Consider the following 12392-nt stretch of genomic DNA (forward strand, 5'->3'; position numbering starts at 1 on the left):
GATCAAATTTGGCCGTAGCTTGTTCCTATCGACGGAACATGGCGCTGCTGTGTTCCTCCCAGCGGAACCAGAGCGGCGGTGACCATAGTGGAGACCCAGACGCGTCTTGCCGGTCCAGCCATCGGCAGCGAAACGGCCGGCCGTGTGATCGACGTGCTGCTCCTGTTCGGACAGGGTCCGACCCGGCGTGGCGTCACCGAGATCTCCCGCGAGCTCGGCCTCAGCAAGACGGTCGTGCATCGCATCCTGCAGAGCCTCGTGCAGCGCGACGTCCTGGTCACCGATCCGGACAGCCGGGACTACCGGCTCGGTGCCGCCGCCCTCGCGCTGGGGTCCCGCGCGATCCGCGAGGCCGAGTTACGGGTCATCGGCCTGCCTTTCCTGTTGCGGCTGCGCGACGAGACCGGAGAGACATCCACCTTGTCTGCCCGGGTCGGCCTCGAACGTCTGCATCTGGCCCAGGTGGAGAGCGAACAGGAGGTGCGCGTCTCGGTGCCGGTCGGCCGGCGCGTGCCGCTGTACGCCGGTTCCTCCAGCCTGGCCATCCTGGCCTGGATGCCGCCCGCCGACCAGCATGTCGTGCTGTCCCGGCCCATTCCCCGCTTCACCGCGCAGACGCCGCAGGACCCCGAGAAGGTCCTCTCCCGACTTACCGAGATCCGGCAGCGCGGCTGGGCCGAGACCGCCGCCGAACGCAAACCCGACGCCGGGGCAGTCGCCGCCCCGCTGCTCGGCCCTGACGGCGAAGTTGTCGGTGCGATCTCGGTGGCCGGACCGATCAACCGCATGGATCCCGAGACCCGGGCGCGGTACGCCCCATTCGTCCTCAACGCCGCCGCCGAGCTGTCCACGGCGCTAGCCAACATCACCGATGCCATCCCCACCGACGATGACATCGCATTCCACGAGTCCTGACCAGGAGGCCTCCGTCATGGAAGTCAAACTCGACCAACGATCCCGAGCCGCCCTGCAGTTTCTGGGCTCCACTCAGAGCTTCGCCGGCGGAACCCTGCAGCCCATCGCCGCCCGCCAATACGAGCAGGCCGTTCCCGAACCACCGGACACCCTCGCCGGGCGGCGCGAGTCGGTAAGCGAGGCCCTGGACAACTCCGGAGCCTGGCGCGTCGACCGGCTGCTCACCCGCTGGGTGGCCGAGGAGGTCTACGTCCGGGCGCTGCCCGCCGTCGAGCGTCTGCGGCCCGAGGCACAGGCCTGGCTGGCCGATGTGGACGAAGCACCGGGCACTCTGACCCTCGACCCCGGGCTGGTCCCGCCGTCCTACTGGGACAGCGGCTTCCACCTCACCCCGGGCGGCTGGGACGGTCACGACCTGATGGGTCTGACCATCCACGAGCTCGTCTACTCCTACGTGCTCACCCCGGGCGGGGTCGGCGCGGTCAAGACCGGGGAGAACCTCAACGACCAGCGCACCCAGGTCGCCCTGGAGGCGCACCGCGACTCCTACCGGCGCATCGTCGAGCTCGGTTCGGGCACCGGTCGTTACACCTTCGCCGTGCAGCGCACCTACCCGACGGCCGAGGTCATCGGCGTCGAACTGTCGCGTACCTCCCTGCAGTACGCGCACGCCGTGGCCGCGAGCCGGGAGCTGCCCATCCACTGGGTGCAGGCCGCCGCCGAGCACACCGGCCTCGAAAGCGGGTCCTTCGACCTGGTCACCTTCTACACGTTGATGCACGAGGCACCCACCAAGGCCAACGAGGAGATCCTCGACGAGGCCTTCCGGCTGCTGGAGCCCGGTGGCGACCTGCTCATCGGCGAGGTCGCGCCGTGGGACAAGCACACCGCGTTCAAGTCCGTCGTCCTCGACTGGGAGACGGAGAACCGGGGTGAGCCGTACTGGCGCGACGCGATGCTCATGGATCTGCCCGGCATGCTCACGCGCGCCGGTTTCACCGACATCGAGGCGTACGGCCTCGGCACGAACAACTACCCGTGGATCACCCGGGCCCGTAAGCCCGTGACTGCTGACGGAAAGGACGCCTGACATGGCCGGCGGCGACGTCGCACAGCGACCGCAGTACCTGGGCAGCGACCGGCTGGACGACCTGGCCCGGATGATCCTCGAGCTCACCACCGAGCTGTGGATCCTCAAGGACCGCACCATCGTGCTCGAACACCTGCTCGCCGAGCACGGCGTCGTCTCCCCCGGCGCGGTCGACCTCTTCCAGCCCGGCACCGACCTGGCCCAGTCCCTGCGCGACGAGCGCGAGGCCCTGGTGCGCCGGGTCATGGGCGCTGTCCTGACCTCCGACGAACGACTCGCACTCGCACTCGGCAAGAAGTAGGAGACGCATATGGCAACTGGCGGTTCGCGCGGCCCGATGAGCCGGCGAAGATTTCTCTCCCTGACCACCGGCGCCGGCGCCGGATTCGTGCTCGCCGGCGGCGCACTCAGCGCCTGCACCCCCGGGAGCACCAGCGGCGGCGGTGACGCGAGCAAGCTGGTGATCGGTACCTCGATCACCACCGAAACCCTCAACCCACTCGACAAGCAGTACGCCACCTTCCAGTTCAACGCCTTCGACGCACTCGTCCGCCAGTTGCGCGGGCAGACCGAGGCCGAGCCGCGCCTGGCCGAGTCCTGGACCCAGGTCGACGACACGACCTGGGACTTCAAGCTGCGCCAGGGGGCCACGTTCCACGACGGCACCCCGGTCACCGCGCAGGACGTGGCGTTCACCTACTCCGAGGTTCTCGACAAGCAGTACGCCAACGCCACCACGATCATCTCGATCGGCTCGGTCACCGCCGTCGACGCGAGCACCGTGCGGATCGTCACCAAACGGCCCGACCCGCTGCTACTCAACGCCGTCGGGCAGATCTTCGTGGTACCGGCCGCGTACTGGAAGAAGGTCGGCGCCGACGGCTTCAGCGCGGCACCGATCGGGTCCGGCCCGTACAAGATCACATCGTTCTCCCCGGACACCGGCATCCAGTTCGAGGCCTACCAGGGCTTCTGGGGCGACAAGGCCGCCACCGCCGCGGTCGAACTGCGGTTCTTCAGCGCCAACACCGCTCTGGCCGCCGCGTTCGAGGCCGGCGAGATCGACGCGGCGCACGAACTGCCCTCGACCGCGATCAAGACCCTGGCCGGTGGCACGAACAAGGTCACCGCCGAGGTCAGCGGCTCGCAGAACATGTTCCAGTTCAACACCACCAAAGGGCCGTTCAAGGACCTGCGGGTACGCCAGGCGGCGGTGGCAGCGGTCGATGTCAAGGCACTGCTCACCGCGCTGACCGACGGTGCCGGCGACCTCGAGGACGGGCAACTGCCGCTCAAGGGCGTCAACGGCTACGCGGAGAGCATCACCCGCCCCGCGTACGACCCCGAACGCGCCAAGTCGCTGCTGACCGAGGCCGGGGCGACCGGCGCGGAGATCACCATCTCCGGCATGGCCCTGTTCAAGTCGCTGCTGGAGGCGATCGGCGGGCAACTCGACGCCGTCGGCTTCAAGACGACCATCAAGGCCAACGAGACCGCGGTCTGGGTGCAGGAGTTCAAGAACGGCTCCGACGCCGACATCTTCTACCGCGGTGCCTCCTACACCGGGGTCTTCGACGCCAATCGGCCGTTCCAGTTCGTCTCCTTCGGCGCCAAGCCGGCGGTCAAGGACGACAAGTGGACGCAACTGTTCCAGGCCAGCCGCACCGAGATGGACCCGGAGGCACGCCGGACCAAGCTCGCCGCATGCAGCGAATACCTGCAGCAGCAGGCCTACATCCTGTGGACCTATGGCCGTCCCTCGGTCAACGCGGTCACCCCCGCGGTCAAGGACCTGGACTTCACCAACGGCCTGGTTCTGCTACTCGACCCGATCACCAAGACCGCCTGATCCCGCGCGGACCGGTCAGCGCCGCCCGGTCCCGCCCCCTTCGATCCCGAACGGAGGAAACCCATGACGATGACGACCACCGGTGCGCCCCTCGTGGCCGACCTGCCCGTCGACCAGCGCGGCCGTGCCGAGTTGGACTTCCTCCGCGCGGTACGCGGAGGACTCGCCCCGTTGCGCACCCGTATCCGTGAGCGGTTGCAGGCCGGGGGCGCGTTCGACGGGCCCTTCACCACCATCGAGGCGCTGCGGGCCGGTGCCGATGCCCAGCTGAGGGACGCGCCCGACCACCGCGTCACCGGTGCCGTGCTGCGCTGGGCCCGTGACCAGCAGACCCCGCGCGCCACCGCCCTGTTCGACCGCAACCGCGACCGGCTGCTGATCTACGCCACCCCACGCAGCACCGACCCGGTCGACGACCGGCTCGGCGAGCAACCGCCACCGCGCTACTGGACCTACGAGTTCCACGGCACCACCGGCGGCTGGGACGGCCACGAGCACATGGGCTTCATCCACCACGAGCTCGTCTACGGACGGCTGCTCACCGCGGCGTACGGCGGCGACATCTTCGCCCAGCGCACCACGGTCGCGCAGGCCGCGCCCCGTGACGACTACGCCCGCATCGCCGACCTCGGCTGCGGCACCGGCCAATACACGATGAAACTTGCCGAGGTCTACCCGCAGGCTCGGATCACCGGCGTCGACCTGTCACATGCCGAACTGGTCTACGCTCGCCGCCGCGCCGAGCAAGCCGGCCACGACTGGCACCTGGTCCGCGCTCCGGCCGAGGACACCACCCTGCCAGCCGACTCGTTCGACCTGGTCACCTCGTTCATCCTGCTGCACGAGGTGCCACCGCACATCACCCGCAAGATCTTCGCCGAGGCGTTCCGGCTGCTTGCCCCAGGCGGCGACGTGCACATGTCCGACGTCGCCCCGTACCGGCTGCGCAGCGGTTACCAGGCCTGGGCCGACGACTGGGACGCCGAGAACGGCTCCGAGCCGTGGTGGCGCAGCGCGGCCACGATGGATCTCGCCTCCGTCGCCACCGACGCCGGCTTCGTGGAGGTCCGCCAGGCAGCGTCGGGGCGCGAGTCGTACCCCTGGGTGTTGACCGCCCGTAAGCCGGCGGCCGCCGCATGACCCCGGCCTCCGCCGTGGCGGCGGTCCCGGCCGGCACCACCGCGGCCGCGGGTGAGACGCTCACCTTCACCGACGTACGGGTGTCCGTACCCACCGCCAACGGCCCGCTGCAGATCCTCGGCGGCGTCACCTTCGACGTCCCGGCCGGCGCGGTGGTCGCGCTCGCAGGCGAGTCCGGATCCGGCAAGTCCACCGCCATGCTCAGCGTCCTGCGCCTGCTCCCGTGGGGCGCCGAGGTCACCGGTTCCATCCGGTACGGCGAGCGCGAGGTCACCGCGCTGACGGCCCGGCAGTTGCGCGAGTTCCGGGCCCGGCACGCCCGCGTGATCTTCCAGGACCCGTGGAGCTCACTGCACCCGATGCACACGCTCGGCCAGCAGCTGATCGAGTCCGCCCGAAGCGCCGACCCGGCCCTGTCGAAACGCGACGCCCGCCGCCTCGCCGTCGAGACCCTCGCCCGTGTCGGACTGCCGGACCCGGACGCACGCATGGCGGCGCACCCGCACCAGCTTTCCGGCGGACAGTTGCAACGCGTGATGATCGCCATGGCGCTGGTGGCCCGCCCGACCCTGCTGCTGTGCGACGAGCCGACCACCGCACTCGACGTCACCACCCAGGCGCAGATCCTCGAATTGCTGCGCGAACTGAACCGCGACATGGGCCTGACCGTCATCATCGCCACCCACGACCTGGAGGTCATCGCGGACTTCGCCGACCACCTCGTCGTCATGTACGCCGGCCGCGTCGCCGAGCAGGGGCCGGTCGCCCGGATGCTGGCAGCGCCCCGGCACCCGTACACCTGGGCGCTGCTGGGCGCGGCACCCGCCCGGCAGCGCGGTACCCGGCTGCTTCCCATCGAAGGCCGGCCGCCCCGGCTCGACGAATTGCCCCCGGGCTGCGCGTTCGCCCCCCGCTGCGTCTTCGCGGAGGCGCAGTGCACCGAGACCGACCCGCAGCCGCTGCTGGTGGACCCCGCGACGGGACATCGCACGGCCTGCGTACGGGTGCAGCAACAGGAAGGACGAACGGCATGAGCGACCCGGTCCTGCGCCTCGACGGCATCGAACAGACCTTCCGCGGCACCCGCGGCGTCCACCTCCGGGCTCTGGACGGGGTGTCACTGAGCATCGGCCGCGGCGAGACTCTCGGCCTGGTGGGAGAGTCCGGCAGCGGCAAGAGCACGATCGGCCGCACAGCGCTGCGCCTCTACCGCCCGACCGCGGGCTCGGTGCATTTCGAGGGCCACGACATCACCCGGATGCACGGCCGTGAACTGGGCCGGGTGCTGCGCCGTCGTTCGGCGATGATCTTCCAGAACCCGTCCACCTCACTGAACCCTGCGCTGCGGCTGGCCGACACCCTCGACGAGCCGCTGCGCATCCACCGCGCCGGTACCCCCGCCGAGCGGCGCTCCCGTGTCGGCGAGGCCCTGGAACGCGTCGGACTGGATCCAGCCATGGGCAGCCGCTACCCGAAGGAGCTGTCCGGCGGGCAGCGGCAGCGGGTCGGCGTCGCCCGGGCGTTGATGCTCAACCCGGCCCTGGTGGTCGCCGACGAGCCCACCGCCTCGCTGGACGTCTCGGTGCAGGCCCAGGTTGTCAACCTGCTCGCCGACCTGCAGGCCGAGCGGGGCTTCTCGTACCTTTTCATCAGCCATGACCTGGCCCTGGTCCGGCACCTCAGCCACCGCATCGCCGTGCTCTACCTGGGCCGGATCGTCGAGATCGGACCGGCTGCCGACGTCTTCGACCGGCCCGCGCACCCCTACACGACCGCGCTCGCCTCGATGGGCCATCCGGCGAGCGAGCGGGTCGTCCCCGGCGGGGAGATCCCGTCACCGGCCGCACCGCCGCCCGGCTGCGCCTTCCATCCCCGGTGTCCGATCGCTCGCGACCGGTGTGGCACCGAACGCCCGGTCTTGCAGCCCACCGGCGACGGGCGCGAGGTCGCCTGCCACTTCGCCGGGGAACTGACCCTTACCACCGCACGTGAGCAGCCGGCGGCACCCCCGCCGCCGCTGCCCCTGCCCACCGCGAAGGAACTGGTGTGAGCGGCTTCGCCCTGGACGACCCCAAGTACCTGCAGGCTTCCGACCTCGACGGGGTGCTACGCGCCGTGCTGGAGGTCGCCTCCGAGCTGTGGGTGCTCAAGGACCGGTTCGCCGTCCTGGAACAGGTCATGGCCGAACGCGGCTACGTCACCCCCGAGGACCTGGACCGGACCGAGCCCACCGTGGACACCGAGGCCCGGCTGGCCGCCGAGCGGACCGCATTCACCGCCCGCATCATCGGGTCTGTCGCCGGAGCAGACCCGGCATGACCCGGTTCCTCATCCAGCGCCTCGCGCTGATGGTCCTCGTGGTGGCGGGCGTGACGACGTTCCTGTTCGCCCTGTCGCGGCTCTCCGGCGATCCCGCGCAGATCTTCTCGCCGCCGGAGGCAAGCGACGCCGTCGTCGCCGCCACCCGGGAACGGCTCGGCCTCGACGCCCCGCTGTGGCAGCAGTACGCCGACGCGATCACCGGAGCGTTCCAGTTCGACTTCGGCACCTCGTTCGCCTTCCGTACGCCGGCCGGGCAACTCGCGCTGGAACGCCTCGGCCCGAGCCTGACCGTCGTGCTACCCGCTCTGCTGCTGGCGTTCCTACTGGCCCTGGCCATCGGCACGTTCGCCGCGCTGTACCCCACCCGGCTGCGGGGACGGGTCGCGATGGCCGGCGCCTTCGTCACCGACGGCGTTCCGTTCTTCCTGGTCGCCTTCGTACTCGTGCTGGTGTTCGCAATCTGGCTGCGCTGGGTGCCGGCCACCGGCAGCACCGGGCTCATCAGCCTCGTCATCCCGGTCGCGGTGCTCACCATCCACGCTGTCTCCACCCTGTCGCGCCTGGTCCGCGGGCAGTTGCTCGACGCGCTGGCCACCGGTCCGGTCGTCACCGCCCGGTCCAAGGGCCTGCCACCCCGCACGATCCTGCTGCAGCACGCCTTCCCGATCGCCCTACCCCCGGTGCTGGCCTGGCTGGGCATCCAGTTCTCCTTCATGTTCAGCGCGCTGCTCGTGCTGGAGCCGATCCTCAACTATGGCGGACTGGGCGGGCTGCTCGTACGTTCGGTCACCAACCGGGACTTCCCAGTCGTGCAGGCATGCGTCTTCGTCATCGCCGTACTGATCACCCTCGCCAACATCGGCACCGACATGATCGTGCGGTTGCTCGACCCGCGGCTACGAGCAGGAGTGAGCCGATGACCACCGTCGCCGCGCCCCCGCGCAAGGCACCGTCCCGGTTCCGGGAGATCGCCACGCGCACCTGGGCCAACCCGTCCGGCAAACTGGCCCTGTCCATGCTGGCCCTGCTGGTGCTCGCCGCGGTGTTCGCGCCGCTGCTGGCCGGCCAGGACCCAGCCGTGCAGAAACTGTCGGCCACCAACGACCCGCCATCGTGGCTCGGCGGCATCGGCGGGCATCCGCTCGGCGCCGACAACCTCGGCCGAGACGTGCTCAGCCGCATCCTGCACGGCCTGCGCCTCAGCCTCGCCGTCGGTGCGCTGACCGCCACCGCCGGGGCCGTGCTGGGTCTCGCCCTCGGACTGCTGGCCGGCTACTACGAACGCAGCGTCGGCGCGGTACTGCTGCGCCTGGCCGATATCCAGTTCTCCATCCCGTTCGTTGCCGTCGGCATCGCCCTGGCCGCCGTCCTGGGCCCCGGCATCGGCCGTCTGATGGTGGTGCTCGCCCTGTGGGGCTGGCCCATCTACGCCCGCACCATCGTCACCACGGTCGCCCAGACCTGCCGCCTCGACTACGTCACCGCCGCCCGCACCATGGGAGCGCACCCGTTCGGCCTGCTCCTGCGGCACGTCGCCCCCAACATCCTCGGCCAGGTGATCGTGCTCTGGTCGACGACCGCGGGCGCCCTCGTGCTCGCCGAGAGCTCCCTGAGCCTGCTCGGCCTCGGCGTGCAGCCACCCGGCTTCTCCCTGGGCAGCATGCTCGCCGACGCCCCGACCAGCCTGCGCCTGAGCTGGTGGGCCACGGTCTTTCCCGGCGTCGCCCTGCTGCTGATCGTGCTCGCGTTCAACATGCTCGGCGACGCCGTCCGCGACGCCCTGGAGCCAGGGACCCACCGTGCCCCTCACGACCCCGACCTGACCTGATAAGGATCCCCCGTGACCGACACCCCGGTGCGATTCGCCGCCGCACAGTTCTTCTCCGGCACCGACGTCACCGCCAACGCCGCCCGCTGCGTCGACCTGCTCACCGAAGCCACCGCAGCCGGTGCTCGCCTGCTCGTGCTGACCGAGAACGCCAACCGTGTGCGCGACTACGTCTCCCGGCAGCAGTGCTGGGAACTGTCCGAAGACCTCGACGGAGAATTCGTCACCACCCTGCGCGCTGCCTGCGCCCGCCTCGGCATCTGGTGCGTCGCCGGCGTCGACGTCCGCGCCGAGGCCCCGGACGTGCACATCAGCTCGCTGCTCATCGACGACCGCGGCGAGTTGCGCCACGTGCACCGCAAGCACGTTCTCTGGGACTACGAGTACACCCTGTTCGTGCCCGGCGACGAACCGCTGACCGTCGTGCACACCGAACTCGGCCGTCTCGGGCTGCTCATGTGCGCCGACGGCATCGTGCCTGACGTGCCCCGTCTGCTCGCCCTGCAGGGCGCCGAGGTCCTGCTCAACTCACTCAACTCCCGCGGTCCCGACGAGATGCGTGTACACGTGCCGCTGCGCGCGATGGAGAACCGGGTCTGGCACGTCTCCGCCAACACCGTCGGCGGACCGGCCGACGCCTGGCCCTGGATGGGCGGCTCGCAGATCGTCGCCCCTGACGGCACCGTCGTCGCAGCGGCCGACGAGGAGACCGAACAGATCATCTGGGCCGACATCACCCCGGCTGTGGCACGCGACAAGACCGTGCCGGGACTCGCGGACGTCTTCGCCTGGCGGCGCCCCGACTTGTACGCCGACCTGCTGGCCGATCTCGCCGACGTGCCCGTGGCCGCGATGTACGGACCGGCGCCCGCCGATATGGCGCCGATGCCGCTCGACGTGGCCACCCTGCAGGTCTCCTGGTTCCACAACCGCGACTGGACGGTGACCCGTGCCCTGAGCCAGGTCAAGTACGCGGCCGGACGGGGCGCGAAGCTCGGCGTCCTGCCCGAGCTCTTCTGCTTCCGCCCCGGCGAAGTGGCCACCGACCCGGCCGCCGCGGCCCGGTTCTCCGCGCAGGTGCTCGCCCGGCTCGGCGAAGCCGCCGCCGAGCATGGCATCTGGCTCGTCGCGCACCTGGTCGAGAGCGACGGTGAGCGCTTCTACTCCACGGCGTGGCTGCTCGATGACACCGGCGCTGGCGCGCTGCGCTATCGGCGTACTCATCTGAGCGACGACGACCGGTCCTGGGCAACCCCCGGTGACGACCTTCCGGTAGCCGACACGACCATCGGCCGGATCGGCCTGATGATCGGCACCGAGGTCTGGGTTCCCGAGGTCGCCCGCGTGCTCGCCGTGCGCGGCGCCGAGATCATCGCGCACCCGTGCTCGTGGGACCGTCCCGAGGCCGCACATATCGCCGCCACAGAGCGCACCGAGGAGAACCGAGTGCACCTGGTGTCGGCAGCACGTCTCGACAACCCCGCCGGCGTGGGCAGCCAGATCCTGCGGGCCGACGAGTTCGGCCCCTACCAGCCCATCGCCCTTATGCGCTACCCGAGCGCGGTGTGGAGCCGCCACGGCTTTGAGGAACAACTCCTCGTCCGTCTCGACCGCCGCGAGGCCCACAGCAAGATGATGGGCCACCACCTCGACCCGGTTGCGTCCCGCCAACCGGCGATCTACGGACCCCTGGCGGGACTCAGTCTAAAGTAGACCCTCACTGGCGGTAGCCGGCTCACCAAGGGCCGTACGCGGCAGAGACGTCACGCCAGGCGATCCGATCCGGTGGATCAGCTGCCGCTTCTCTCACTTCGGCGGACGACCTTCACCCGACGCGGCAGGCAGATGACCACGGCCCTCCGACGTCCCGCACGCTGACGTCAGAGGGCCGGTCATGGCATGTCACGGCCGGGTCAGTCCCCGTCGGAAACGTAGATGTAGTAGCGCGCCGGGTCGGTTGCGGTGCCGTCCGCCAGGTGGCCGGTCACCGACAGGGTGTGGGTCTCGAAGTTCGCCGACGGGGTGTAGGTGATCGATGCCTTTCCGCATCACGATCATCCAGGTGCTGACCGACAACGGCTCCTGCTACAAATCCCGGCTCTGGGCACACCACCTGCGCCCAGCTCGGCGTCACCGTGAAGAAGACCCGGCCCTACCGGCCCCAGACCAACGGCAAGGTCGAACGTTTCCATCGCACCCTCGCCGACGAATGGGCCTACGCCAAGGCCTACACCAGCTGAAAACGCCAGAAGAAGAGCACTACCCCGGTTCCTGCACACCTACAATCACCACCGGCACCACTCCGCCAGCCGCGGCCCACCCGCCAGCCGCGTTCCCGACCTGTCTGGGCAGAACATCTAGGTCGTGATGGAGAATGACTGATCGAGGATGTTGTTTCCGTAGGTGAAGACCTTGACGCCTGGGTCGGTCTGTGTGCTGGCCCCGAACCGCGTCAGCGGCCACTTCAGCGGCTTCGTGGCATCAAAGATGGCCCACACCTTGATCGCGTAGGTGCCCGACGGGATGGTGGCCGCGATGCACTTGCCGGGCGCCGCGAGGTACGTCGCCTGGTATTCGAGCCCCCCTTCGAACTCGAGCCAGGACTGGTATGTCCCCTTGGAACAGATCTGCACCCGCCCCTTACCCATGGCCGCGGCGGCTGACCCGGGATTCACCACCACAGCGGCCGCGGTGAGCGCAACCGCTGTGGTGACAGCGCCGATTACCCGTTTCACCATGTTCAACGAAGCTCCAGAGACTCGATCCACCCGAACATTCCACGAAGGACGCTACTGACGCCCACTGAATAGGCAGTTGATGACCACTTGATCGCGACCCAGACATGACTGCCCAGTCAGGCGCCACGCAAGGCGTTCGGCGCCACCGACCCGGCGCAGAACCAAGAGACTCAAATCCCTCGGCCGCGAGGTTCGCCACAGGACCTCAAAACGGCGACCCGCCACCGATCAACCCCACCGCCACCACCGTGACGTGGGGTCTGGGGGCGCTCCCAGACCGGCAAAGGTGGGCCGCCGGGGACTCGAACCCCGGAACCTTCCGGTCCAGAAAGGAAGAAAAGGCGACCCCCGTGCCCGCGAGACGGAGAGCGAACGCGCTACCAAGCCCGATGCTCTGCCGTTGAGCTACGACCCGCGCAGATCATGGCACGCCCCTCTCCACCCTCGCCAACGGATCTCAGCGGGCTTTCAGCGAGCCACCGCCCGGCTGTTCAGCGCGGCGCCCCCGGG

12 protein-coding genes, 1 tRNA gene and 1 pseudogene are annotated in these 12392 nt (G+C 69.7%); 12 read left to right on the plus strand and 2 right to left on the minus strand.

Translation table 11 applies throughout. The features are described from left to right. Positions 1-87: 87 nt before the first annotated feature. From BLU81_RS17125 to BLU81_RS50700, 12 genes and pseudogenes are all read left to right on the plus strand, one after another. Complete coding sequence (locus BLU81_RS17125; protein ID WP_157751645.1) at positions 88-915, plus strand: IclR family transcriptional regulator; 828 nt, start codon at positions 88-90, stop codon at positions 913-915. A gap of 16 nt (positions 916-931) precedes the next feature. Beyond that, positions 932-2005 (plus strand): class I SAM-dependent methyltransferase, encoded by a 1074-nt coding sequence (locus BLU81_RS17130; RefSeq protein ID WP_157751646.1) that lies wholly within the window; start codon positions 932-934, stop codon positions 2003-2005. 1 nt (position 2006) lies between these two features. Beyond that, positions 2007-2306, plus strand: a complete 300-nt coding sequence (locus BLU81_RS17135) for a hypothetical protein (protein WP_092545592.1) — start codon at positions 2007-2009, stop codon at positions 2304-2306. Positions 2307-2342: 36 nt separating this feature from the next. Further along, positions 2343-3854 (plus strand): ABC transporter substrate-binding protein, encoded by a 1512-nt coding sequence (locus tag BLU81_RS17140; protein WP_157751647.1) that lies wholly within the window; start codon positions 2343-2345, stop codon positions 3852-3854. Positions 3855-3917: 63 nt separating this feature from the next. Next, positions 3918-4994, plus strand: a complete 1077-nt coding sequence (locus BLU81_RS17145; protein ID WP_092545594.1) for a class I SAM-dependent methyltransferase — start codon at positions 3918-3920, stop codon at positions 4992-4994. Beyond that, positions 4991-6028 (plus strand): ABC transporter ATP-binding protein, encoded by a 1038-nt coding sequence (locus tag BLU81_RS17150; protein WP_092545595.1) that lies wholly within the window; start codon positions 4991-4993, stop codon positions 6026-6028. The genes BLU81_RS17145 and BLU81_RS17150 overlap by 4 nt, the downstream gene beginning before the upstream one ends. Continuing rightward, a complete protein-coding gene (locus BLU81_RS17155; protein WP_092545596.1) occupies positions 6025-7044 on the plus strand; it encodes an ABC transporter ATP-binding protein in 1020 nt (339 codons plus the stop codon). Before BLU81_RS17150 ends, BLU81_RS17155 begins: the two co-directional genes overlap by 4 nt. Beyond that, the gene (locus tag BLU81_RS17160) at positions 7041-7313 is read left to right on the plus strand and encodes a hypothetical protein (protein WP_092545597.1); all 273 of its coding nucleotides are present in this window, start codon (positions 7041-7043) and stop codon (positions 7311-7313) included. The genes BLU81_RS17155 and BLU81_RS17160 overlap by 4 nt, the downstream gene beginning before the upstream one ends. Then, entirely contained in the window at positions 7310-8236 is a 927-nt protein-coding gene (locus BLU81_RS17165; protein ID WP_092545598.1) for an ABC transporter permease, read from the plus strand. The genes BLU81_RS17160 and BLU81_RS17165 overlap by 4 nt, the downstream gene beginning before the upstream one ends. Then, positions 8233-9144: an ABC transporter permease gene (locus BLU81_RS17170; RefSeq protein ID WP_157751648.1), complete on the plus strand. Its 912-nt coding sequence runs from the start codon at positions 8233-8235 to the stop codon at positions 9142-9144. The genes BLU81_RS17165 and BLU81_RS17170 overlap by 4 nt, the downstream gene beginning before the upstream one ends. A gap of 12 nt (positions 9145-9156) precedes the next feature. Then, entirely contained in the window at positions 9157-10857 is a 1701-nt protein-coding gene (locus BLU81_RS17175) for a carbon-nitrogen hydrolase family protein (protein WP_092545599.1), read from the plus strand. Between the two features lie 334 nt (positions 10858-11191). After that, positions 11192-11505 (plus strand): annotated as a pseudogene (locus BLU81_RS50700) (integrase core domain-containing protein); the annotation flags it as partial. Here BLU81_RS50700 and BLU81_RS17185 read toward each other — a convergent pair. Both BLU81_RS17185 and BLU81_RS48345 read right to left on the minus strand, forming a co-directional pair. Continuing rightward, complete coding sequence (locus BLU81_RS17185) at positions 11502-11888, minus strand: hypothetical protein (RefSeq protein WP_157751649.1); 387 nt, start codon at positions 11886-11888, stop codon at positions 11502-11504. The pseudogene BLU81_RS50700 and the gene BLU81_RS17185 sit on opposite strands and share 4 nt — an antisense overlap. Before the next feature lie 280 nt (positions 11889-12168). Then, positions 12169-12297, minus strand: a tRNA-OTHER gene (locus BLU81_RS48345). Between the last annotated feature and the right edge of the window lie 95 nt (positions 12298-12392).

The organism is Actinoplanes derwentensis (assembly GCF_900104725.1).
Taxonomy (GTDB): domain Bacteria; phylum Actinomycetota; class Actinomycetes; order Mycobacteriales; family Micromonosporaceae; genus Actinoplanes; species Actinoplanes derwentensis.

What these genes read in the sequence shown, in the direction of transcription:
- BLU81_RS17155 (WP_092545596.1), top strand. Translation starts at nt 6,025, where the DNA reads ATGAGCGACCCGGTCCTGCGCCTCGACGGCATCGAACAGACCTTCCGC.
- BLU81_RS17150 (WP_092545595.1), top strand. Translation starts at nt 4,991, where the DNA reads ATGACCCCGGCCTCCGCCGTGGCGGCGGTCCCGGCCGGCACCACCGCG.
- BLU81_RS17140 (WP_157751647.1), top strand. Translation starts at nt 2,343, where the DNA reads ATGAGCCGGCGAAGATTTCTCTCCCTGACCACCGGCGCCGGCGCCGGA.
- BLU81_RS17170 (WP_157751648.1), top strand. Translation starts at nt 8,233, where the DNA reads ATGACCACCGTCGCCGCGCCCCCGCGCAAGGCACCGTCCCGGTTCCGG.
- BLU81_RS17135 (WP_092545592.1), top strand. Translation starts at nt 2,007, where the DNA reads ATGGCCGGCGGCGACGTCGCACAGCGACCGCAGTACCTGGGCAGCGAC.
- BLU81_RS17145 (WP_092545594.1), top strand. Translation starts at nt 3,918, where the DNA reads ATGACGATGACGACCACCGGTGCGCCCCTCGTGGCCGACCTGCCCGTC.
- BLU81_RS17130 (WP_157751646.1), top strand. Translation starts at nt 932, where the DNA reads ATGGAAGTCAAACTCGACCAACGATCCCGAGCCGCCCTGCAGTTTCTG.
- BLU81_RS17165 (WP_092545598.1), top strand. Translation starts at nt 7,310, where the DNA reads ATGACCCGGTTCCTCATCCAGCGCCTCGCGCTGATGGTCCTCGTGGTG.